The following is a 22,199-nucleotide window of genomic DNA, read 5'->3' on the forward strand; positions in this document are numbered from 1 at the left end:
CCCACGCCGGTGGCCCGCGCCCACGTCGACGGCCCCACCCCCTCGCGTTCGGGAGGGCGGGGCCGTGGCGTGCGGAAGGAGCCGGCGCGGCGCAGCCGCAAGCTGGGAACCCAGTCGAACGCGAGCGCTCAGGCGAAGTCGAGCGCGCCCGGGGCCAGGGCGGGCACCAGGCCCTCGGCCGCGGCGCGGGTGAGCAGGCCGCGCACGGCGGCGTAGCCGTCCTCGCCGAGGTCGGCCGTGAACTCGTTGACGTACAGGCCGATGTGCTGGTCGGCCACGGCCGGGTCCATCTCCTGCGCGTGCTCCAGGACGTACGGGCGCGAGGCCAGCGGGTCGTCCCAGGCCATCCGCACCGAGGCGCGCGCCGCGTCCGCCAGCTCGCGCAGCCGCTCGGCGCCCAGCGCGCGCCGGGCGATGATCGCGCCGAGCGGGATGGGCAGCCCGGTGGTGGCCTCCCAGTGCTCGCCCATGTCGGCCAGGCAGTGCAGCCCGTAGTCCTGGTAGGTGAAGCGCGCCTCGTGGATGACCAGGCCCGCGTCCACCGTGCCGGCCCGCACGGCCGGCATGATCTCGTGGAAGGGCAGCACCTTCACCTCGCCCACGCCGCCCGGCACCTCGGTCGCGGCCCACAGCCGGAACAGCAGGTACGCCGTCGACCGCTCGCTGGGCACCGCGACCGTGCGGCCCGCCAGGTCGGCGGCGTCCGCCGGGCCCGAGGTGAGCACCAGCGGCCCGCAGCCACGGCCGAGCGCCCCGCCGCAGGGCAGCAGCGCGTACTCGTCGAGGACCCAGGGCAGCACCGCGTACGACACCTTCAGCACGTCCAACTCGCCGCGCTCGGCCATGCCGTTGGTGACGTCGATGTCGGCGAAGGTCACGTCGAGGGCGGGCGCCCCCGGGACGCGGCCGTGGGCCCAGGCGTCGAAGACGAACGTGTCGTTCGGACACGGCGAATAGGCGATGCGCAGGGGGCGGTCGTCGCTCCCGCCGGCGCCGGGTGCCGGGTCGGAGAGTTCGGCGCTTTCGGTCATCACGGGGTCCTCCTCGCACGGGGGTGGTCTGCGGTGGCTCCTTCGGCGGGGGAGCGGGGCGGCTTCACGGGGCCCGGGGCTGGCCCGGGGCCGGCCTGGGTCCTAGGTCGGCCCGTCGCCCGCCGCCGCGTCGGAGGCCGCCTCGTGCAGCGCTGACGAGCCCCGCGCTGTTCCTGCCGGGTCGGTCGGCGCGCCGTTTTCCGCCATGGCTCGCGGCAGCGCCCGCGCGAGCGCGTCGAAGGCGCCGGTGAGGGCCGCCAGCGCGGCGTCGATCCGCCAGGCGGCCCGGTCGCGCGGACCCACCGCGTTGGAGACGGTACGGATCTCCAGCACCGGCACCCCGTACGCGGTGGCCGCCTCCGCCACGCCGAAACCCTCCATCGCCTCGGCGACGACACCCGGGTGGCGGTCCATCAGCTCGGCGGCGCGCTCGGCGCTGCCGGTGACCGTCGACACGGTGAGCACGCTCCCGCGCACGCCCCCGGTGGCCTCGGCCGCCGCCCGCACCAGGTGCGCGGGCGGCAGGTGCCGGATGGTGCCGAAGCCGAGGTCGGTGACGGCGGCGAAGCCGTCGGGCGTCTCGGCCCCCAGGTCGGCGGCCACGATCGCGTCGGCCACCACCACGGCCGCGAGCGCCACCCCGGCCGACCGGGCCGCCGCCTGGCCCACGCCGGCCGATCCCGTACCAGCCGATCCCGTACCAGTCGATCCCGTACCAGTCGATTCCGTACCGGCCGGCTCGGCGCCGGCCGATGCCGTACCGGCCGGCGGTATGGCCGGGGCCACGCCGAAGCCGCCGCCGATGCCGGCGGAGATGACCAGGTCGTACGGGAGGCCGTCGGCCGTCGCGGTGGCCAGGGCGCTGCCGGTGGCGGCGGCCGACGCGGCCGGGCCGACGCCGGCCGCCAGCACGTCGGCGTCCAGCGCCTCCAGCGTCAGGGCGTCGCTGGCGCCGGTGACCGGCAGCGCCAGCCGGTGCCGCGCGTACCCGGGGGCGCCGGGCAGGGCGCGCTCCACGCCCTCGAAGGCGCCGGCATCCCGGATGCCCCGGACCACCGCGTCGCGTTCGGCCGGGACCGCGGTAACGATCAGCGCGCGCATGGACTCACGCCCCTTCGTCGTGCACCGCGCTCCATGCGTCCCGCGCGCCCGCACGGCGGGCGGCGGTGCGGCCCGCCGGCGAGCTGGGCCGGCACTCGGTGCAGTGCGGTGTGTGTGGCTGAGGTGGTGCGGGTGGTTCGGGTACTGCGGGTGGATCGGGTGGTGTGGGTGGATCGGGTGGTGCGGGGGTGGTGCGTCCGGCGCCCGGGGCGGTGGGCGTCGCGGGGACGGCCGCCGGCCCGGGCGGGCGGGGACGGCTGGGCCCGCGGGGCGGGTGGCGCCCGGCGGGGCTGCCTAGTCCTCGCGCTCCAGGTTGAAGTGCCACATGGCCTTCGGGCCGTCGTTGCCCTTCAGCTCCACGATGGCGATGGTGACCTTGTCCCGCATGCCCATCGTCTGACCCGTCTGCGGGTCCTTCTGCTCGAAGAGGGTGTCGCCGTCGAAGCTGCGGTAGTTGTCCTTGCTCGGTTCCTTCATGAGCGGGTTGCTCGACACCATCACCCAGCCGGACTCGCCGATCTCCGGGTCCACGCCGATGCGCACCTTCTCGCCGGGCGCGACCTTGATCGACTTGCCGCCCTTCTTGGAGAGGCAGTCCTTGGTCTTCTTCTCGTTGAGCACCTTGCCGTCGCCGTAGCAGCCGTCGGTGGCCTCGGAGTTCACCGAGCTGGTGCCGACGGTCACGGTCGCGAGGGGGGTCGGCTTGTCACAGGCGGCCAGGGTGATCAGCCCGATGGACACGGCACCAACGGCGGCGGCGACGCGGCGGCCCTTGCGCCAGGACGACATCGAAGTGCGGCTCCGCCGCGTGGCAGTGGTCATGCTGGCAGGCTATCGGGCCGCGCGGATCAAGCCACGCGCGGGTGCGGCGTGCCGCGCCTGGCCGAAGCGAGCAGCCCACGCACGGTGCCGAGCCAGCCGAGCGCGAGGAAGCAGACGGCCGTCGACATGCCGAGGACGCCGTTGAGCGGCAACGCGATGCCGATGGCGCCGCCGACCACCCAGGACATCTGTAGCGCGGTCTCGGAGCGGGCGAACGCGGAGGTGCGGACGTTCTCCGGCACGTCGCGCTGGATCAGCGCGTCCAGCGACAGCTTGCCCAGCGCCTGCGAGAGGCCCGCGACGGCGGCCAGCGCGGCGACGGCCACCTGGCTGTAGAGGACGGCCGCCGTGATGGCCGTGGCCAGCGAGGTGGTCAGCACGGCGACGATGATCAGCTCCGGGCCGCGGGCGCGCAGCCCGGCCCCGATCGCGGTGCCGAGCGCGTTGCCCGCGCCCGCCGAGACGGCCACGATGCCCAGCGACAGTTCGGGGCTGAGCCCGCTCAGCGGGTGCTCGCGCAGCATGAAGGCGAGGAAGAGGGTCAGGAAGCCGGAGAGGGTGCGCATGGTGGCGTTGGCCGGCCACGCGTGCAGGACGGACGAGCCCACGTTGCGCAGCCCCGGCCGCTTGATCGGCTCCTCGTCCCAGTCCGCGTGCGCCGCGCCGCCGGCGTACGGCACGACCTCCCGCGCCACATCCTCCTGCGCTGCCTCCTCCCGCGCCGTGTCCTCCCGCGCGGCGGGTGGGTCCTGCTCGACGGTGGCGCCGCCCTCGGCGATGGCCGTGCTGGTGCCGGTCGTGCTCGTGCCGGCCGTCGCACGCGCGCCCGCCGTCGTGCTCGTGCTCGCGGCGGCGGTCACGGCTGCCGGCCCGGCCCCGGCCTCGTCCCCGGTTCCGGCCTCGGTCGCGCCCGCCGTCTCGGTGGCCGCGTCGGCGTCGGGCCCGGCGTCGGTAGTGCCGCCCGTGGCAGAGGTGGTGGCGGGCTCGGCGTCCGCGTTCGCTGGCTGGTCCTCCGTCGCCGTCGCCGTCGGTGACGCTCCCGCTGGCGTGCCCTCCGGCGCCCCCGCCGGGGCCGTGTCCGGTGTCGGCTCCACCACCGCCGTGGCCGTGGCGCCGGCGGGTTCGGTGGCCTCGGCGGCGATCGCGCCGCGCGGCTGGCCGGGCCGGGTGGCGTGGTGCGGGGCGCGGGTGGGGCCGTGGTCGTGGGAGCGCAGGTGCGGCGGGTGGGCGATGACGTGGGCCCGCGCCTCGCCCTTGGCCGAATCCACCTTGTGCGGCAACGTGAAGCACAGGATCGTGCCCATCGTGAAGACCGCGCACGCCCCGTAGAGCGGCCACGCCGGCCCGAGCTGGTGCAGCCCCGCGCCGATGGGCGCCGCGAGGCCGGTGGCGAGCAGCCCACCGAGCGTCACCCGCGAGTTCGCCTTGACCAGCGAGAAGCGTGGCGGCAGCAGCCGGGGCACGACCGCGGAACGCACCACTCCGTACGCCTTGGAGGCGACAAGCACGCCGAGCGCCGCCGGGTACAGCTCAAGCCCGCCGCCGCTGACCACGTCAGCCATCGTCAGCGCGAGCAGCGCGCGGGTCAGCATCGCGCTGGCCATCGCCGCGCGGCGGCCGTGCGGAATGCGGTCGAGCAGCGGGCCGATCACGGGGGCGAGGAGCGCGAACGGCGCCAGCGTGATGGCGAGGTAGAGGGCGACCCGGCCGCGCGCCTCGTCGGTCGGTACGGAGAAGAACACGGTCGAGGCGAGCGCGACGGTGATCATCATGTCGCCCGCGGAGTTCACCGCGTGCAACTCGATCAGCTTCCCGAGGCCGGACTCGCCCGCTCCGTGCGCATGCGTCGCCCGCCGCACGCCGCGAGCCGTGCTCGCGAACGGGCGCCGTAGCGTCTGGCCGAACGAGCGTCGCGACCTTCCGATCGCGCCGCCCGCGGCGAACCTCGTGCCTCTCACCACGCCATCGTCTACCCCATCAGGACGAGGTACGCGACTTTCCGCCGCTTCTTCGCCGCGTTTCCCCCACATCCGGGTCGCCGCCGCCCCACTTCCCGGGCCCGGTCGCGGGCGAGTCTTACGTGTCCGGCGGCGGTCGGGTGGCGGCCGGTCGGTGGGGGAGCGACGGGTACGCGGTACCGGTCAGGCCCTCTCGCGCCGGGCGTCGGGGCGGCGCGCGGGGGCGGTCGGTGGGGGTTCGGGGCGGCGCGCGCACCCCGTGGGGACGAGGCGGGGTGGGGGTGGTGCGGTCCGACAAGGTAGCGTGCCTTACGCGCCACTGGCGGTCGTTCTTGGCCACGCACCGGGTCAGCATCCCGCAGAATGGGACGTAACTGGTGCGTCCGAGGCCGTTCGGGCGCGGACGTCGACGCGGTCCACAGGTCCGCTCCGTCCGCTGTCCCGGCTGCTTGGCCGGCGCGCTCGTGAGACGGCGTAGGAGAGAATCGATTCTTGTGAGTGCTGCGATGCGAAGCCGTACCCCGGACCGCTTGTGCGCCGAGGCGGTCGATCTTGCCCGTGCGGCGGCCGAGGAGGCGGCGTTCCCGGGCCCCGTCGGCGAACACGTCGCCATTGCGGCCGACGGAGACCGCGTGGTCACCCACTTCTTCGAGTGCGCGGAACCCGGTTACCGGGGCTGGCGCTGGGCGGTGACCGTCGCCCGCGCCTCCCGCGCCAAGGTCGTCACGCTCGACGAGACGGTGCTGCTGCCCGGGCCCGAGGCGCTGCTGGCGCCGGAGTGGGTGCCCTGGAGCGAGCGGCTGCGCCCGGGCGACATGGGCCCCGGCGACCTGCTCCCGACCGAGGCGGACGACCTGCGCCTGGAGCCGGGCTTCACCGGCGAGGACGCCCCGCCGCCCAACTCCGTCCTGGCCGACGAGGGCTCGCCCGTGCGCGCGGTCGCCGAGGGCCCGGGCGGTGCGGGCACCGAGGGCGCCGCCGGCGCGGGGCGCGCTCCGCTCTCCGGCGAACTCGCCCAGCTCGCGGACACCGAGGACGCCGACGTCACGCCCGGCTCCCCGGCGACCCAGCCGGTGCCCGTGGCCGGCGCCCCGGCCACCGCCGCCGACGGCTCCGAACTGCCCGTGATCGGCACGATCGCGGGCGTGGCCCAGGAGCTGGGCCTCGGGCGCGCCCGGGTGCTCTCGCGGTACGGGCTGCACGTGGCGGCCGACCGCTGGGACGAGGCGTACGGGGCGCAGACCCCGATGGCGCAGGCGGCCCCGGCCTCCTGCATGACCTGCGGGTTCCTGGTGCCGCTGACGGGATCGCTGCGGCAGGCGTTCGGCGTGTGCGCCAACGAGTTCAGCCCGGCGGACGGCCGCGTGGTCTCCCTCAGCTACGGCTGTGGCGGCCACTCCGAGGCCGCCGTCATGCCCAAGCCCCCGCGCCCGGCCCCGCCCGTCATCGACGAGACGGTGGTCGACCCGCTGACCCTGCGCCCCGACCGCACCGGCGGCTCCGTGGAGCCCGACGGCCCGGCCGAGGAACTCGGCCACTCCTGACGGGCCCCCTGACGGGCCCCTCCTGACTCCTTCGCCCCGCCACCACGCCCCGCCCGCCCCCGCCTGAGCCGCCCCGCCCCGGGGCGGCGACCCAGGCGTACGCCGGCCCAGCCCGGCACCGGGCCACGCCCACCCCGCGCGCGGTGGGCCTCCCCTCGGCGTGGCCACCCCACCCCACCCCGCCCCACCCCGGCCGGGCCGTCGCCGTGCCACCACCGTGCCGCCACCTGGGGAGTTCGCCCGGCGGACGGGGGGAGTCGGGGAGTACGGCGGGATGGCGGTACGTTCACCGCAGACGTTCACCGCCGGCATGCCGTACGCACCGCGCGTGCGGAGGGCCGACGGACCGGCACAGGGGAGACGACAGGTGAGCAGCAGCACGGCGATGGTGCGCGGCGCGACGGGGGATGCGGACCCGTTCGGTACCGGGCGGCTGCGGCGCGGCGTCCTGGACGCGTGGGCCGCCTCGCCCGCCCGCTTCCGCGAGGACGCCAACGCCGAGGAGGACCTCGCACTCGGCGGCTACCGCGACCGCCTCATCATCGAACTCGCCCAGAACGCCGCCGACGCCGCGGCCCGCGCCCAGGTGCCCGGGCGGCTCCGGCTGACCCTGCACGAGAGCGATCAGCCCGACCAGACAGCCGGGGTGCGCGCGGGCGGCGACGGCACGGGCCTGGCGGTGCTGGCCGCCGCCAACAACGGCGTCCCGCTCGACGCCGCCGGCGCCGAGTCGCTGTCCACGCTCCGCGCCTCCGCCAAGCGCGACGAGGCGCCGGCCGGCGACGCCGGTGCCGGCGGCCCGGAGGCCGGGTTGGCCGTCGGCCGGTTCGGCGTCGGCTTCGCCGCGGTCCTCGCGGTCAGCGACGAGCCCGCCATCGTGAGCCGTACGGGCGGTGTCCGCTGGTCGCTGGCCGAGGCGCGGCAACTGGCCCAGCGGGCGGCCGACGCGAGCCCGGGCCTGGCGGACGAGCTGCGCCGGCGTGAGGGTCACGTGCCGCTGCTGCGGCTGCCGCTGCCCGCCGAGGGCCGCGCGCCCGAGGGCTATGACACGGTGGTGGTGCTGCCGCTGCGCGACGGCGCCGCCGAGGACCTGGCCCGCCGCCTGCTCGACGCGGTCGACGCCTCGCTGCTGCTCACCCTCCCCGGCCTCGCCGAGGTCGTCGTGGAGACCCCGGAGGGCGTCCGCACGCTGCGCCGCCGCCAGGACGGCCCGTACGTGGTCATCGAGGACAGCGCGCACGAGAGCGGCGCCACCCGTTGGCGTGTCGCCCGCGACGGCGGCCCGCTCACCCCCGACCTGCTCGCCGACCGCCCGGTCGAGGAGCGGCTGCGCCCCGTGTGGTCGGTGACCTGGGCGGTGCCGGTGGACGCCGAGGGCGCGCCGGTGCGCATCGGCGGCGGGCCCGCCCTGCCCGACCTCGGCGTGGGCCAGGGGAACGGCGGCGCCCAGGGCGCCGGGCGGGCCGCGCGCGGCGGCGCCGCGCCGGTCGTGCACGCGCCGACCCCCACCGACGAGCCGCTCGGGCTGCCCGCGCTGCTCATCGCCTCCTTCCCGCTGGAGCCCACCCGGCGCCGGGTCGCGCCCGGGCCGCTCACCGACTTCCTGCTGGCCCGCGCCGCCGACGCGTACGCCACGCTGCTCGGCGACTGGCACCCGGTGACGGTCGGCACGCTCGACCTGGTGCCCGAGCCGCTCGGCAAGGGCGAACTCGACGGGACGCTGCGCCGACTGGTCCTCGACCGGCTGCCCCGGGTCGCGTTCCTGCCGAGCGCGGCCACCGCCTACGGGCCGACCGAGGGCGCCGAGGCGGAAGCCAATGCCGCGACCGTGGCCGACCCCGCCGATCCGTACGCCGAGCCGGCGGCCCACGACGTGCCGGGCGTGCTGCGCCCGGTGGAGGCGGAAGTGTTGGAGGGGGCGGGCGCCGAGACCGTACGGGTGCTCGCCGATCTCTTCCCGCACCTGCTGCCGGCCGGCCTGGAGCGGCGGGCCGAGCTGCGCGCGCTCGACGTGGGCCGGGTGCGGCTCGGCGAGATGATCGAGCGCCTCGCGGGCGCCGAGCGCCAGCCCGCCTGGTGGCGGCGGCTCTACGACGCGCTGGCCGGCACCGACCCGGAGCTGCTCAGCGGCCTGCCGGTGCCGCTGGCCGGCGCGCCGCTGGGCGGCGGGGCCGGTTGGCGGGGCGAGGCGAGCGGCGCGGTCCGTACGACGATCGGCCCCCGCCAGGTGCTGCTGCCGCTGCCCGACGGCGCCGGCCAGGGCCCCGCACCGGACGCCGACACGGACACGGGCGCCGACACCGGGGAGGCCGCGGCCCGGCAGCACCGCACGCTGGCCAGGCTCGGCCTCAAGGTGGCCCACCCCGACGCCGTCCACCCGCTGCTGGAGAAGCTGGGCGCGACCCCGGCCACGCCGCGCGCCGTGCTGACCACGCCGCAGGTGCGGGCCGCGGTCGCCGGTTCGCTGGACGCGGCCGACGACGACTTCGACCCCTTCCTGGACGAGGACGCGCCGGGCGGCCCGCTGGACGGCGAGGCGCTGGCCGACACGGTGCTCGCGCTGGTGCGCGACGCCCGGCTGGCCCCCGGCGACGAGCCGTGGCTGGCCGCCCTCGCGCTGCCCGACGAGGACGGCGAACCGGCACTCGCCGGCGACCTGGTGGTGCCCGGCAGCGACTTCGAGCGCGTCATCCGACCGGGTGAACTGGCCACCTGCGACCCGGAGTTGGTCGAGCGGTGGGGCGAGGAGACGCTCGCGGCCGTGGGCGTGCTCGCCGGCTTCACACTGGTGCGCGCCACCGACGTGGTGCTCGACCCGGACGAGTTGGAACCGCGGGACAGCGACTTCCCCGAGCCCGACGACGTGGGCGTGCTCGACGCCGTGGACGTGTGGTGCGAGGACCTGCTCGACGGCCTGGAGCCGACGCCGGTGCCCCCGGTGGCCACCGAGATCGTGGCCGTGCGCGACCTGGACCTGGTGGACGACGACGCCTGGCCGCTCGCCCTCGCCATGCTCTCCCAGCCGCCGCTGCGCGACGCGCTCACCACCCCGGTGCGGGTGCTGCTGCCCGGCGGGACCACGGAGACGGTGCGCCCGTACACGGCGTGGTGGCTGCGCGGCCACCCGGTGCTCGACGGCCGGCGCCCGGCCGGGCTGCGGGCCGCCGGTGGTGATCCGCTGCTCGCGGGCCTGTACGAGGCGGCCGACACCGCCGACGTCGACGCCCAGGTGCTGCGCGCGCTCGGGGTGCGCACCACGGTGCGGGCGCTGCTCGACGAGCCGGGCGGCGCCGCCGAACTACTGGCCCGGCTCGCCGACGAGGACAGCGAGGTCGCCCCGGCCCAACTCCGCGGCCTGTACGGGGCGCTGGCCCAGCTCGCCCCGGAGGAGGTCACCCTCCCGGATGAACTGCGCGCGGTGACGTACGGGCAGGGTGAGGACGGGGTCGAGTACGCGGCCGAGCACGCCGCCGAGTACGCCGTGGAGGTGGTGGACGCGGCGGACGCGCTGGTCGCCGACGCGCCGGACCTGATGCCGCTCGCCATGGCCGAGGCGCGTCCCCTGCTGCCGGTCCCGCCGGCCCGCGCCGCCGACCTGGCCGAACTGCTCCAGGTGCGCCGGCTGAGCGAGGCGTACCCGGCCCCGGTGGTCTCGCACGGCGAGCCGCACGAGGTCGCCGACGCGGTCCGCGAACTGCTGCCGGGCGCCCCGCTGTCGTACGTGGAGCACGAGGAGTTGCTGGTCGAGCTGCGGGCCGCGGACGGCTCGGGCACGCGCCAGGTGGAGCTGGACTGGCGGTACGTGGACGGCACGCTGCACGCGGCCACGGTCGAGGGCGTGGCGGCGGGCCTGTGCTGGGCCGCCGGCCAGTGGGAGCGCCGCTTCGAGGTCGCCGCCCTCCTCGAAGACCCCACCCGCACCGAGGAGTTGGCCCGCTCCCGCTGGTTCGACGGCGCGCCGGGCACCGCCTGACGGCCGAGGGAGAGGTGGGGGCAGGAGCGGGGGCCTGGCGGCCTCAGGGGGCGTCGTCGTAGCGGCTGGCGAGCGCGGTGGCGCGCTGGTGTAGCGAGGCGCGCAACGACCGGGGGGCGACGGCCTCCCCGTCCGCGCCCAGCTCCCACAGCGCCCATTCGGCGTGCCGCGCGTCCTGGAAGGTGACCTCGAGGCGCGCCCAGCCGTCCGCGTCGGGCTCCATGGCGCGCACGGCCAGCGCGGTGTCCACCAACTCCTCCCGCCGCGCCGGGCGCACCCGTACCAGCGCGGTGACGTGGTGCTCCCCGTCGAAGCGGAACCGCGCGGAGCGCTCCCGCCAGATCCGGTCCAGATCGGCCGTCTCCGGCCGCTCCGCCGGTTCGGCGAGTTCCTCGGCCGCCGCGATCCGGGAGAGCCGGTACGTGCGGTCGGCGCCGGCCCGGGTGGCCAGCAGGTAGCCCCGGTCGCGCACGGTGACCAGGCCGATCGGGTCCACCGTGCGCCACCGGGGTGGCTGGTCCGTGGCCGCGTAGTGGATGCGCAGCTTGCGCCCGGCCAGCACCGCGCGCCGGACCTCGGCCAGCGCGGCGGCGGGCACCTGGTCGGTGGCCGACCGCCGGGCGAGCAGGTCGGTCTCCGGGTCGACGAGCAGCCGCCGAGCGGCGTCGCTCGCCCCCGCCCGGTGGTCGGCGGGCAGCGCGTCGACCACCTTCCGCATGGCCGAGGCCAGCGCCGCGCCGAGGCCGAACGCCCGCTCCCCACGGGCCGACCCGGCGGCCAGCAGGGCCAGCGCCTCGTCGTGGTTGAGCCCGGTCAGCTCGGTCCGGAAACCGGGCAGCAGCGCGAAGCCGCCGTGCCGGCCGCGCTCGGCGTAGACCGGCACGCCGGCGGCGGACAGCGCCTCGATGTCGCGCAGCACGGTACGGGTGGACACCTCCAGCTCGCGGGCGAGCGTCTCCGCGGTCAGCCGACCGCGCTGGCGCAGCAGGAGTACCAGGGAAACCAGCCGGTCAGCACGCATGCGCAGCACTGTAAGCCGATACGTGACAGAGGGTGTCGTGATATGCCGCGAGGCTCCTCCCACAACGCCACGACGTCGGAACGGCGGCTGCCGAGCCGACGGGCGTGCGTGCCCACCATCAACGAACGGAGCTGACGTGGCAGTGGAGCGAACGGCGATCAACCCGGTGCCGTGGTCGACGGAGCTGGGGTTCAACCAGGGTGAGGTCGTCTCCGGGCACACCCGGACCCTGTACGTCTCGGGCCAGACCGCGATGAGCCGCGAGGGGAAGCCCCAGCACGAGGGCGACATGGCGGCGCAGTTGGCGCTGAGCGTCGACAACCTGGAGGCCGTGCTCGCCGAGGCCGACATGGCGCTCGCCCACCTGGTGCGGCTCAACGTCTACACGACCGACGTCGACCTGCTCTTCCAGCACTACGGCGTGCTGGCGGCCCGGCTGGCCGCCGCCGGGGTGGCGCCGACCACCACCATGCTCGGGGTGGTGCGGCTGGCCGTCCCCGGCCAGTTGGTCGAGCTGGAGGGAACCGCCGTCGCCTGACGCCGGCCGCTGTGGGACTTATGAGGCTGGGCTGACGGGGCCGAGCTGGCGGGGCTAACAGGGCTGACGGGGCGTATGGGACGTGGCCCAACTCGTGGGGCTCCGGAAACAGTTGTGAATGACGGGTGAAATACGTACAGTCGCTCCCGTCGGACTCCGTCATCTCATCAGGGAAGATGGAGCCCTTTTCATCGTATGGGGGGATTCATGCGCAAGAGCGCATCTCTGGCCGTACTCGCCGTCACCAGCGCCACCGTGCTGAGTGGTCTGACCGCCACGGCGGCACACGCGGACGGCTACGGCGACACCAGGATCACCAAGGTGGTCGTCAACGGCGGCAAGAACGTTGTCGTCGGCACGAGCGGCGCCAAGACCTTCACGGTCGCCGTCACGGCGCAGGACAACTCGGGCATCCAGGGCGCAAAGATCGACATTCTGGGCCCGTCGTCCGGCTTCTTCCAGCCGGTCAAGGCCGTCAAGTGCGTTGCCGCCACCAACAAGAAGGTCGGCACCTGCACCGCGACCTTCAAGATCGACCCGCGCGTGGACCTGTACACCAACGCGCTGGCCGGCACCTGGTACGTCGACGCCTGGGTGGACGCCAAGGACGACGACTTCTTCACCTCGGACAAGGCCGGCTCCTTCCGGCTCCAGCGGGAGGGGAAGCTGACGGTCAACGCCTCGCCCGAGCCCGTCAAGAAGGGCAAGACGCTCACGGTCACGGGCAAGCTGACCCGCGCCCACTGGGACGTCTTCGGCGACAACAAGTGGGTCAACCACGGCAACCAGTCGGCCAAGCTGGAGTTCCGCAAGAAGGGCGCCAAGACCTTCTCGACGGTCAAGACCGTCAAGGGCAACAAGAACGGCGACTACAAGACCACCGTCAAGGCGTCGGTGGACGGTGACTGGCGCTGGAACTTCGCCGGCTACAGCACCCACGCGGCCGTCGCCTCCGGCGTGGACTTCGTCGACGTGAAGTGACGTGAGGTACACGCTGCCGTAAGGCGGCGACACCCGGCGCGCGGCGCCGGAAACGGGTCGGGCCCGCGCCATCGTCTGGCGCGGGCCCGCTCGCGTGTCCGCCGTCGTCAGCGCCCGGGCGCGCTGGCTCGCGTTAGGCCGGGAAGCGCCGGCCCACCCAGCGCCAGGCGACCTCGAGCAGGAGCGAGGCGGCCACCGCGATGCCCACCGCCGTCCACGGCATCGACGTGCCGACCAGCTTGAGCGCGAAGAAGTCCTGCAACCACGGCGTCACGACCACGATCACGAAGCCGAGCGCCATCGTCAGCACCAGGCCGATCCGCCACCAGGTGTACGGCCGCGCGACGATCGCCAGCACCCACATGGAGATCAGGAACAGCGTCAGCGTCGCCGCGCTGGTCTCCGCGTCCCGCGCGCCCTCGCCCGTGTAGTGGCTGCGGGCGACGAGGTACGTGGCGAAGGTGGCGACGGCCGCGATGACGCCCGCGGGGATCGCGTACCGCATCACCCGGCGCACGAAGTTGGGTCGCGCCCGCTCCTTGTTCGGGGCCAGCGCCAGGAAGAACGCCGGTACGCCGATCGTCAGCGTGGACAGCAGCGTCAGGTGCCGTGGCAGGAACGGGTACGAGACCTGCGAGCAGACCACGAGCAGCGCCAGCAGCACCGAGTACACGGTCTTGACCAGGAACAGGTTGGCGACCCGCTCGATGTTGCCGATCACCCGCCGGCCCTCGGCGACCACCGAGGGCAGCGTCGAGAAGCTGTTGTTGAGCAGCACGATCTGGGCGACGGCACGGGTGGCCTCGGAGCCGGAGCCCATCGAGACGCCGATGTCCGCGTCCTTGAGCGCCAGCACGTCGTTGACGCCGTCGCCGGTCATCGCCACGGTGTGGCCGCGCGACTGGAGCGCGCCCACCATGTCCCGCTTCTGCTGCGGGGTGACCCGCCCGAACACCGCGCCGTCCTCAAGCGCGGTGGCCATCTCCTCGCGGTCGGCGGGCAATCGGCGGGCGTCCACCGTGTGCTCGGCGCCCGGCAGCCCGAGCTTGCCGGCCACGGCGCCGACCGAGACGGCGTTGTCACCCGAGATGACCTTGGCCGCGACGTTCTGCTCCGCGAAGTACCGCAGCGTGTCCGCCGCGTCCGGGCGCAGCCGCTGTTCGAGAACGACCAGCGCGGCCGGGCGCACGCCCTCGGCCACCCGCTCGTCGTCCAGCTCGCGTTCCGTACGGGCCAGCAGCAGCACCCGCAGGCCCTGCGTGTTCAGGTCCTCGATCTCGCCGAGCGCCGGGTCGTCGGCCGGCAGCAGCACGTCAGGGGCGCCAAGGAGCCAGCCGCTGGCCTCGCCGGACGGCTCGGTCAGGGCAGCGCCGCTGTACTTGCGGGCGGAGGAGAAGGGCAGCGCGGCGGTGCACTCCCAGTCGGCCGGCTGCGGGTACGCGTCGATGATCGCCTGGAGGCTGGCGTTGGGCCGCGGGTCGGAGGCGCCGAGCGCGCCGAGCACCCGCCCCACGTAAGTCTCGTCCGGCGCGGCGCCCTCGCCGGCCGGGTCGCCGGCACCCAGCAGCCGCACCTCGGTGACGTCCATGCCGCCCTCGGTGAGGGTGCCGGTCTTGTCCAGGCACACCACGTCGACGCGGGCCAGGCCCTCGATCGCGGGCAGCTCCTGCACCAGGCACTGCTTGCGGCCCAGCCGGATGACGCCGATCGCGAAGGCGACCGAGGTCAGCAGCACCAGGCCCTCGGGGACCATCGGCACGATCCCGCCGACCATCCGGCGCACGGCCTCGCGCCAGTCGTTCTTCTCCACCACGCTCTGGCTGATGACCAGGCCGATCGCGGTGGGCACCATCATCCAGGTCACGTACTTGAGGATCTGGCTGATGCCGCTGCGCAGCTCGGAGTGGACCAGCGTGAACCGCGACGCCTCCTCGGCGAGCTGCGCCGCGTACGCCTCCCGGCCGACCTTGGTGGCCGTGAACGCGCCGCCACCGGCCACCACGAAGGACCCGGACATCACCTGGTCGCCCGGGCGCTTGAGCACCGGGTCGGCCTCGCCGGTCAGCAGCGACTCGTCGATCTCCAGGCCGTCGGCCTCCACGACCTCGCCGTCGACCACGCACTTGTCGCCGGGCCCCAGCTCCACCAGGTCGCCGAGGACGATCTCGCCGACCGGGATCTCGGCGGCGACCCCGTCGCGCCGCACGGTCGGCTTGGCCTCGCCGATGACGGCCAGGCTGTCCAGCGTCTTCTTGGCCCGCAGCTCCTGGATGATGCCGATCGCGGTGTTGGCGACGATCACGAAGCCGAACAGCGCGTCCTGGATCGGCGCCACGGCCAGCATGACGACGAAGAGGATGCCGATGATCGCGTTGAAGCGCGTGAAGACGTTGGCGCGGATGATGTCCGGTGTGGAGCGCGAGGAGCGCACGGGGACGTCGTTGACCTCGCCCCGGCTCACCCGCTCCGCCACCTCGGCCGTGCTCAGCCCGGGGTGGCCGGGCCGACGTGCTGCCGCGTCGGTGAGTGCGGAGGCCGCGCCGCCGTCCGGGTCAGGTTCGTCGACTGCGGTCTCAGCCCGATACGTCATGACACGAAGGTACGGGGGAAGACAGCGGTCACCCCTTGAATACGCACCAAAGCGGCGTGGGAGTTCTAACAACTCCGCCGGCAACCTCTGAGGCTGTTGTTGCGTCGCCCCCACCCGCGTGTCGCCCCACCCGCGCGCCACCGCGTCCCCGTGCCATCGCGTCCCCGTGCCCCCGGCCGCCGCGCCCGCACGGCAGACCCGCGCCGGCAGGCGAGCCGTCACGCCGTGGCGCCGGCCTCGCCCGCTGGCCGCGCCACGGCGGGGGCCTCGGCGTCTCCGGGCGCCCCGCCCGCCGCCCCGTCGTCCGCGCTCGCCCCGCCGGCCGCCCCGTCGGGCGCCGGCGTGGTGGCGGCGGCTTCGGCTTCGGCCTCGGCCGCGTGGCGTCGGATGGCCTCGTCGCGCCCGCGCACGTACCAGATGCCGATCAGCCCGAGGCCGGCGCCGGCCAGGCAGGTCCACAGCCACCACAGGTGGTCGTGGTCGTCGAACCAGTTGTAGAAGGGGAGCTGGGCGAGGAAGAGGACGAACCACACGATCGTGCCACCGGTGATCGTGGCGACGACGTTGCCCTCCAGGGGCTCGGGCGCCTCGTGCAGGGGGGTCCACTTCTTCATGGTCCAAGCCTAGTCCGTCCGCGCGGTCGACCAACGGGGTGGGCGCCGCTCGCCGGCCCGGGAGCTATATCGGTCTACGCGCGGAGATAGCAATCTTTCTCTTGTTTGTTCATACTGCAACGGTCCAGTTCCGTCTGGACTTATTCGTAGGAACATCCCAATGCGGGCGCGAACAGGCCGGCGGCACGCGCCGCCGACCCGCGTCGACCGACGGACGGGCCCACCCGTCCCCGCCCGCCCCGCCCCCGGCTCCACCCCGTCCCACCCCCCCATCCCCGCCTTCCCTCAAGGCCCGTCCGACTGAGGTCCCCGCATGTCCCCCTCGGCCAGCGCAGCGGTCAACGACCCGCAGCCGCCCCCGCCCCCACCCGAGTCGCGGAACGCCGTCGACCGGTTCTTCAAGATCACGCAGCGGGGTTCGTCCGTCGGCCGCGAGGTGCGCGGCGGCCTGGCGACCTTCTTCGCGATGGCGTACATCATCGTGCTCAACCCGATCATTCTCGGAGCGGGTCACGACAAGTACGAGAACTACCTCGACAACGGGCAGCTCGTGACGGCCACCGCGCTGATGGCCGGGCTCACCACGCTGCTGATGGGCGTCATCGGCAACGTGCCCATCGCCATCGCCGCGGGCCTGGGCATCAACGCCGTCGTCTCGCTCCAGCTCGCCCCGAAGATGAGCTGGCCGGACGCGATGGGCATGGTCGTACTGGCCGGCCTGGTGCTGATGATCCTGGTCGCCTCCGGACTGCGGCAGCGCGTCATGGACGCCATCCCCGGCGGGCTGCGGCGCGCCATCGCGATCGGCATCGGCCTGTTCATCTCGCTGATCGGCCTGGTCGACTCCGGCTTCGTCACCCGCAACCCGGACAAGGCCCACACCAGCGTCCCGCTCGGCCTCGGCACCGGGGGCCAGCTCCAGGGCTGGCCGGTACTGGTCTTCGTGCTCGGCCTCGCGCTCACGTTCATCCTGATCGTGCGCAAGACGCGGGGCGCCATCCTCATCGGCATCACCGTGATGGCCTTCGTCGCCATCATCATCAACGCGCTCGTGACCATCCCGGACGAGAGCTGGGGCCTGGCCGTCCCCGAGGTGCCGGACAAGGTGGTGGACGCCCCCGACTTCGGGCTCATCGGTGAGATCAGCCTCTTCGGCGGCTTCCAGGAGGTGGGCGTCCTCACCGGCTGTCTGTTCGTCTTCACCGTGCTGCTGTCGGGCTTCTTCGACGCGATGGGCACCATCATCGGCGTCGGCGAGGAGGCCGGGCTCACCGACGAGAAGGGCCAGCTGCCCGGGATGGGCCGCATCCTGATGGTGGACGGCATCGCGGTCGCGGGCGGCGGCTTCGGCTCCGCGTCCGCCAACACCTGCTTCGTGGAGTCCACCGCCGGCGTGGGCGAGGGCGCCCGCACCGGCCTGGCCAACGTCGTGACCGGCGGCCTCTTCCTGCTCGCCCTGGTCTTCACGCCGCTGGCCAAGGTCGTCCCGTCCCAGGCGGCGACGCCCGCGCTGCTCGTCGTCGGCTTCCTGATCATGGCGGCCAACATCAAGGAGATCGACTGGAGCGACGTCACGATCGCCATCCCGGCGTTCCTGACGATGATCGCCATGCCGTTCACGTACAGCATCACCAACGGCATCGGCATCGGCGTGCTGGCGTTCATCCTGCTCCGCGTCGCGACCCAGCGGTTCCGTGAGGTCCCCTGGCTGCTCAACGTCGTCGGCGCGTGCTTCCTTGTCTACTTCCTGCTCGACCCCATCGAGCAGGCCCTCGGCGTCAAGTAACCCCCGCGCCTCCGCGCCCCCGCCCCGGGCCCCCGCCGGCACCCCGCCGGCCGGGGCCCGGCGTCGTCCCGTACGGTCCGGGGCCCGACGTCTGCGCGTACGGTCCGGGGCCCTCGCGTACGGTCCGGGGCCCGGCGTCGCCGGGTACGCGTACGGAACGTCAGCGGGCGCGGGCGTCGGACGGGGTGCCGGGCAGCTCGTCATAGAAGGCCGCCGTCTCGTCCAGCGAGGCGTGGAAGCGTTCGTCGAAGTCCTCCCGGATCAGCGTCCGGACCACGTACTCCTGCACGCTCATGCCCCGCTTGGCGGCGTGCTGGCGCATCCGGTCCAGCAACTCCCCGTCGATCCGCAGGCTGAGCACCTTTGATCCCATGCGGGACAGCGTTGCCGGGAGGGTGGTGTCGTTCGTTCACTTCATGGCACGAGACCACTCGTATGGGTGATTCGTACGGGAAACGTTTTTGGGTTTTGTTAGGCAGCGTAATGAGTTACGCTAAATACATGCCTGACTTGACCGGCGACGACGCTGCCGCCGTGAACTCACTGCGATCCGCCGTGATGCGCCTCTCCCGACGTCTCAAGCACCAGCCGCTCGTCTCCGACGGCGGGCGCGGGGGGCGCGTGGACGAATCGCTCAGCCCGACCGAGATGTCGGTGCTCGGGACCCTCGCGCGCTGCGGCTCGGCCACGCCGGGCGAGCTGGCCCGCAAGGAACACGTACAGCCACCGTCGATGACCCGCATCGTGGCCCTGCTCGAAGCCAAGAGTCTGGTCAGGCTGGAGCCACACCCGGAAGACCGCCGGCAGAAGGTCGTCACGCAGACGGAGCGGGCCGAGGCGATGCTCGAGGAGAGCCGCCGCAAGCGCAACGCCTGGCTGGCCGACCTGGCCGGGCAGCTCGACGAGGACGAGTGGGCCACGCTGCGCGCCGCCGCGCCCGTCCTGGAGAAGCTCGCCCACCTGTGACGCCAGCCCCGGCGTGCGGCCCACCCGCGCGCCGGGTACCCGCCACCGGCCCGCCCCGGCCCGCCCCGACCGTCAGGACCCCACAGCGACCGAACCACCCAAGCCGACCCGAGAGGCCGCCCCGGCGGCGGCCTCCCCGCACCGAAAGGAGGCGAAGCCGCTTTGAGTACGGGACCCGGAGCAGACTCCGCACCCGCACCAAAACCGTCTACACCCACCGACTCTCCGCCGACCCGCGGCACGATGTTCAGCTCGCTGAAGATCCGCAACTACCGGCTCTTCGCCAGCGGCGCCGTCATATCCAACACCGGCACCTGGATGTCCCGCATCACGCAGGACTGGCTCGTGCTCGGCCTCACCGGCTCCGCCACCGCCGTCGGCATCACCACAGCCCTCCAGTTCCTCCCGATGCTGCTCTTCGGCCTGTACGGCGGCGTCATCGCCGACCGCTACCCCAAGCGCAGCATCCTGCTGTTCACGCAGACCGCGCTCGGCCTGTGCGGGCTCGCGCTCGCCGCGCTCACCCTGAGCGGCCACGTCCAGGTCTGGCACGTCTACCTGATCGCCTTCCTGCTCGGCATGGTCACCGTGGTGGACACCCCCGCCCGGCAGGCGTTCGTCATGGAGATGGTCGGCCCGAACGACCTGCGTAACGCCGTCAGCCTCAACTCGGCCAACTTCCAGTCCGCCCGCCTCGTCGGCCCCGCCGTGGCCGGCGTCCTGATCACCGCCGTGGGCAGCGGCTGGGCCTTCCTGCTCAACGGGCTCTCCTTCACCGCCCCGCTGATCGGCCTGCTGATGATGCGGACCGGCGAACTGCACTCCGTGGACCGCGCGCCACGCGGCAAGGGCCAGTTGCGCGAGGGCCTGCGGTACGTCGCGGGGCGCCCCGAACTGATCTGGCCGATCGTGCTCGTCGGCTTCATCGGCACCTTCGGCTTCAACTTCCCCATCTGGCTCACCGCCTTCGCCGACGACGTCTTCCACGCCGGGCCCGGCACGTACGGCCTGCTGAACACGTTGATGGCCACCGGCTCGCTGACCGGCGCCCTGCTCGCCGCCCGGCGCGGCACGTCGCGGCTGCGCATGATGGTCGGCGCGGCGCTGGTGTTCGGCCTGCTGGAGATCGTCGCCGCGCTCACGCCCTCGTTCTGGGCCTTCGCCGCGCTGATGGTGCCGATCGGCGTCTTCGGCCTGACGTTCAACGTCACCGCCAACTCCAGCGTCCAGCTCGCGACCGACCCGTCGATGCGGGGCCGCGTCATGAGCCTGTACATGATGGTCTTCGTCGGCGGCACCCCGATCGGCGGCCCGCTCGTCGGCTGGGCCACCGACACCTACGGCGCCCGCGCCGGCTTCATCGCCGGCGGCGTGGTCTCCGCCCTCGCGGCCCTCACGGTCGGCCTGGTCCTCATGCGCGTCGGCGGCCTCCGCGTCCGCCTCGACCTACGCCGCGGCCAGCGCCTGGTACGGCTGGTGCCGCGCGCCGGGTCGGTTCCTGCGGAGGCCGGAGCGGGTGCCGCTCCTCCCGCGGCCGCGGCTGAGCGGGGGCCGGCGGGGTCCGGAGACCGCCCGGCGGGTGGCCCGGCCGACCCGGGCCGGCTCGGCGGGCGCGGCGCCGCGGCGGGCGATGGTGCCGCTTCGGGCGATGACGCCACGAGCGACGGGGGTGCCGCGCTGTGCGACGGTGCCGCGCGTGGTCGCGGTACGAGTACGGGCACGGGTACGGGTACGGGTACGGGCAAGCCGCTGGTGAAGACCGTGTAGCCGAAGCCAGGCGTACGACGAGCCAGCCAGCCGGCTGACCGGCTGACCGGCCGGCCGGAGCGAGGGTGGGGGTCGGTCGTGGTCGCCCCGGCGGGCCGGGCGGCGGTGCCCGTGGGCGAAACTGAGCGGATGAGACTCTTCGCAGCCGTGCTGCCACCGGAGGCAGCCACCGCGGAACTCGCCGCGGCCGTCGCCCCGTTGCACGACCTGCCCGGCGCGGACCGGCTGACCTGGACCGCCCGCGCGAACTGGCACTTCACCCTCGCCTTCTACGGCGAGGTGGACCCCGACACCCTGCCCGAGCTGTACACCCGCCTCGGCCGCGCCGCACACCGCAACGGCGACTTCCAGCTCCGCTTCCAGGGCGCCGGCACCTTCGGCGGGCGGGCCCTGTGGGCCGGCGCGTCCGGCGGCCTGCCCCCGATGCGCCGGCTGGCCGACTCGGCGTCGGCGGCGGCCCGCCGCGCCGGCATCGACACGACCGAGCACCGCGCGTACACCCCGCACCTCACCCTGGCCCGCGACCGCACCGGCGCCGCCGACCTACCCCGCTACGCCGCCGCCCTCGCCGACTTCGAGGGCCACCCATGGCGCGCCGCCCACCTCAGCCTGGTTCGCAGCAACCTCCCCACCCAGGGCATCCCCGGCGCCCAGCCCCGCTACGAGACGCTGACGTCCTGGCCACTGGGCGCGTGAGCGAGGCCCCGGCGCGCGGCGACCGCGACCCGCCCCCGGGTCGGTCACCGCACCGCCGGACGCTCGGGCTAACCTCGGAGGGTGGACCCGAAAATGAGAAGCTTGATCGTGAGCGGCACGTTCATCCTGCTGCTTGTGGTGGTGGCGGTGGCGGCGTTCGTGGGGTGATGCCCGCTGGTGACGACGGCCTTGCCCGCCCTCCTGGGCTGATTCCGGCGTGGGCTGCTACGGCCAATGGATCTTTACGGGGCCTTCGGGGAGCTTGTCGGCGTTGGGGCAGTTGAGTGGGCCCCGGGCCAGCCCGCGAGCCACGACCCCTGTGAACAGGGTTAGCTCTTTGTCACCCTTGACGGGCTTAGCGCGCCCGTATTCTTCCGCGTCGTCCTGCGTGGACATCGACGTGTCCGTATGAACGAGTATGCGGTCGGTAGAGCGCTGAATGGCGCATGGCACGTACAGCAAGATAACGTGGTTGGGTGCCATGTACCCGTAAGCCCCTCCTAGGGAGACCGGAACGCCTTTTTTCTGTATCTGATCACGATGGTAAACATTTCCAGGATTGTTGATGTATGAGAAGGTTGCTCTCTCGCCTCCCGCCGTCACTCTGCAGTCTCCGTAATAGGTGCCGAGGTGGGAGCTTTCCTCTTTGAATCTCTCACCCTTTTTTGGGAGAGCCTCCCTAAGGGCGTCGCTAGAGATCGCTTCGTCGCAGACTTTCTGCGGTATGGCGATAGTGTCTTCGGCCGGTGAGAACATCCACCAAGCTCCGGCGCCAGCGAGGAGTGTAAAGGTGACTGATAACGCCAGGCCG

Annotated in this window: 16 protein-coding genes and 1 pseudogene; 8 read left to right on the plus strand and 9 right to left on the minus strand. The window is 73.9% G+C overall.

The genetic code is table 11. The features are described from left to right. Window positions 1-128: 128 nt before the first annotated feature. The 4 genes from AC3CHW_RS20320 to AC3CHW_RS20335 form a co-directional block, all read right to left on the minus strand. On the minus strand, window positions 129-1,031 hold the full coding sequence (locus AC3CHW_RS20320; protein WP_381158384.1) for a 1,4-dihydroxy-6-naphtoate synthase: 903 nt from the start codon (window positions 1,029-1,031) through the stop codon (window positions 129-131). 102 nt (window positions 1,032-1,133) lie between these two features. Continuing rightward, the gene (gene mqnB, locus AC3CHW_RS20325; protein ID WP_488471114.1) at window positions 1,134-2,075 is read right to left on the minus strand and encodes a futalosine hydrolase; all 942 of its coding nucleotides are present in this window, start codon (window positions 2,073-2,075) and stop codon (window positions 1,134-1,136) included. 351 nt (window positions 2,076-2,426) lie between these two features. Continuing rightward, a complete protein-coding gene (locus AC3CHW_RS20330; RefSeq protein WP_254392732.1) occupies window positions 2,427-2,954 on the minus strand; it encodes a hypothetical protein in 528 nt (175 codons plus the stop codon). 26 nt (window positions 2,955-2,980) lie between these two features. Beyond that, window positions 2,981-4,912 carry an MFS transporter gene (locus AC3CHW_RS20335; RefSeq protein ID WP_488467405.1) on the minus strand — a complete coding sequence of 644 codons (1,932 nt, stop codon included), beginning with the start codon at window positions 4,910-4,912 and terminating at the stop codon, window positions 2,981-2,983. 506 nt (window positions 4,913-5,418) lie between these two features. On the opposite strand from AC3CHW_RS20335, the gene AC3CHW_RS20340 reads away from it, so the two are divergent. Both AC3CHW_RS20340 and AC3CHW_RS20345 read left to right on the plus strand, forming a co-directional pair. Further along, window positions 5,419-6,456 (plus strand): DUF3027 domain-containing protein, encoded by a 1,038-nt coding sequence (locus AC3CHW_RS20340; RefSeq protein ID WP_488467406.1) that lies wholly within the window; start codon window positions 5,419-5,421, stop codon window positions 6,454-6,456. A gap of 385 nt (window positions 6,457-6,841) precedes the next feature. Further along, window positions 6,842-10,429 (plus strand): sacsin N-terminal ATP-binding-like domain-containing protein, encoded by a 3,588-nt coding sequence (locus tag AC3CHW_RS20345; protein ID WP_488471115.1) that lies wholly within the window; start codon window positions 6,842-6,844, stop codon window positions 10,427-10,429. A 43-nt stretch (window positions 10,430-10,472) separates the two neighbouring features. Here the strand turns inward: AC3CHW_RS20345 and AC3CHW_RS20350 are convergent, their stop codons facing one another. Beyond that, the gene (locus AC3CHW_RS20350) at window positions 10,473-11,450 is read right to left on the minus strand and encodes a helix-turn-helix transcriptional regulator (protein ID WP_488467407.1); all 978 of its coding nucleotides are present in this window, start codon (window positions 11,448-11,450) and stop codon (window positions 10,473-10,475) included. Window positions 11,451-11,592: 142 nt separating this feature from the next. On the opposite strand from AC3CHW_RS20350, the gene AC3CHW_RS20355 reads away from it, so the two are divergent. Both AC3CHW_RS20355 and AC3CHW_RS20360 read left to right on the plus strand, forming a co-directional pair. Beyond that, complete coding sequence (locus AC3CHW_RS20355; RefSeq protein ID WP_488471116.1) at window positions 11,593-11,988, plus strand: RidA family protein; 396 nt, start codon at window positions 11,593-11,595, stop codon at window positions 11,986-11,988. Between the two features lie 207 nt (window positions 11,989-12,195). Then, on the plus strand, window positions 12,196-12,969 hold the full coding sequence (locus AC3CHW_RS20360) for a calcium-binding protein (RefSeq protein WP_488467408.1): 774 nt from the start codon (window positions 12,196-12,198) through the stop codon (window positions 12,967-12,969). 133 nt (window positions 12,970-13,102) lie between these two features. On the opposite strand, the gene AC3CHW_RS20365 is transcribed toward AC3CHW_RS20360, so the two are convergent. Next, complete coding sequence (locus AC3CHW_RS20365) at window positions 13,103-15,559, minus strand: cation-translocating P-type ATPase (protein WP_488467409.1); 2,457 nt, start codon at window positions 15,557-15,559, stop codon at window positions 13,103-13,105. Between the two features lie 218 nt (window positions 15,560-15,777). Beyond that, entirely contained in the window at window positions 15,778-16,173 is a 396-nt protein-coding gene (locus AC3CHW_RS20370; RefSeq protein ID WP_488467410.1) for a DUF2530 domain-containing protein, read from the minus strand. A 313-nt stretch (window positions 16,174-16,486) separates the two neighbouring features. On the opposite strand from AC3CHW_RS20370, the gene AC3CHW_RS20375 reads away from it, so the two are divergent. Next, window positions 16,487-17,959, plus strand: coding sequence for an NCS2 family permease (locus AC3CHW_RS20375; RefSeq protein WP_488467411.1), 1,473 nt, complete (start codon window positions 16,487-16,489; stop codon window positions 17,957-17,959). Between the two features lie 160 nt (window positions 17,960-18,119). On the opposite strand, the gene AC3CHW_RS20380 is transcribed toward AC3CHW_RS20375, so the two are convergent. Next, window positions 18,120-18,332 (minus strand): ribbon-helix-helix protein, CopG family, encoded by a 213-nt coding sequence (locus tag AC3CHW_RS20380; protein ID WP_488467412.1) that lies wholly within the window; start codon window positions 18,330-18,332, stop codon window positions 18,120-18,122. A gap of 128 nt (window positions 18,333-18,460) precedes the next feature. Here AC3CHW_RS20380 and AC3CHW_RS20385 point away from each other — a divergent pair, with 128 nt between their 5' ends. The 3 genes and pseudogenes from AC3CHW_RS20385 to thpR all read left to right on the plus strand — a co-directional run bounded on the left by AC3CHW_RS20385 (window position 18,461) and on the right by thpR (window position 21,388). Continuing rightward, a complete protein-coding gene (locus AC3CHW_RS20385; RefSeq protein ID WP_176162231.1) occupies window positions 18,461-18,925 on the plus strand; it encodes a MarR family winged helix-turn-helix transcriptional regulator in 465 nt (154 codons plus the stop codon). 162 nt (window positions 18,926-19,087) lie between these two features. After that, window positions 19,088-20,410: pseudogene (locus tag AC3CHW_RS20390) on the plus strand (MFS transporter); the annotation flags it as partial. A gap of 411 nt (window positions 20,411-20,821) precedes the next feature. Beyond that, entirely contained in the window at window positions 20,822-21,388 is a 567-nt protein-coding gene (thpR, locus tag AC3CHW_RS20395) for an RNA 2',3'-cyclic phosphodiesterase (RefSeq protein WP_488467413.1), read from the plus strand. 225 nt (window positions 21,389-21,613) lie between these two features. On the opposite strand, the gene AC3CHW_RS20400 is transcribed toward thpR, so the two are convergent. Further along, complete coding sequence (locus tag AC3CHW_RS20400) at window positions 21,614-22,144, minus strand: hypothetical protein (RefSeq protein ID WP_488467414.1); 531 nt, start codon at window positions 22,142-22,144, stop codon at window positions 21,614-21,616. Between the last annotated feature and the right edge of the window lie 55 nt (window positions 22,145-22,199).

The organism is Streptomyces sp. MGP-BFMKR1 (assembly GCF_057766585.1).

Excerpts from the sequence above, each read along its gene's own strand:
- AC3CHW_RS20320 (WP_381158384.1), bottom strand. The coding sequence starts at position 1,031 with ATGACCGAAAGCGCCGAACTCTCCGACCCGGCACCCGGCGCCGGCGGG.
- AC3CHW_RS20330 (WP_254392732.1), bottom strand. The coding sequence starts at position 2,954 with ATGACCACTGCCACGCGGCGGAGCCGCACTTCGATGTCGTCCTGGCGC.
- AC3CHW_RS20340 (WP_488467406.1), top strand. The coding sequence starts at position 5,419 with ATGCGAAGCCGTACCCCGGACCGCTTGTGCGCCGAGGCGGTCGATCTT.
- AC3CHW_RS20345 (WP_488471115.1), top strand. The coding sequence starts at position 6,842 with ATGGTGCGCGGCGCGACGGGGGATGCGGACCCGTTCGGTACCGGGCGG.
- AC3CHW_RS20350 (WP_488467407.1), bottom strand. The coding sequence starts at position 11,450 with ATGCGTGCTGACCGGCTGGTTTCCCTGGTACTCCTGCTGCGCCAGCGC.
- AC3CHW_RS20360 (WP_488467408.1), top strand. The coding sequence starts at position 12,196 with ATGCGCAAGAGCGCATCTCTGGCCGTACTCGCCGTCACCAGCGCCACC.
- AC3CHW_RS20365 (WP_488467409.1), bottom strand. The coding sequence starts at position 15,559 with ATGACGTATCGGGCTGAGACCGCAGTCGACGAACCTGACCCGGACGGC.
- AC3CHW_RS20370 (WP_488467410.1), bottom strand. The coding sequence starts at position 16,173 with ATGAAGAAGTGGACCCCCCTGCACGAGGCGCCCGAGCCCCTGGAGGGC.
- AC3CHW_RS20375 (WP_488467411.1), top strand. The coding sequence starts at position 16,487 with ATGTCCCCCTCGGCCAGCGCAGCGGTCAACGACCCGCAGCCGCCCCCG.
- AC3CHW_RS20380 (WP_488467412.1), bottom strand. The coding sequence starts at position 18,332 with ATGGGATCAAAGGTGCTCAGCCTGCGGATCGACGGGGAGTTGCTGGAC.
- AC3CHW_RS20385 (WP_176162231.1), top strand. The coding sequence starts at position 18,461 with ATGCCTGACTTGACCGGCGACGACGCTGCCGCCGTGAACTCACTGCGA.
- thpR (WP_488467413.1), top strand. The coding sequence starts at position 20,822 with ATGAGACTCTTCGCAGCCGTGCTGCCACCGGAGGCAGCCACCGCGGAA.
- AC3CHW_RS20400 (WP_488467414.1), bottom strand. The coding sequence starts at position 22,144 with ATGTTCTCACCGGCCGAAGACACTATCGCCATACCGCAGAAAGTCTGC.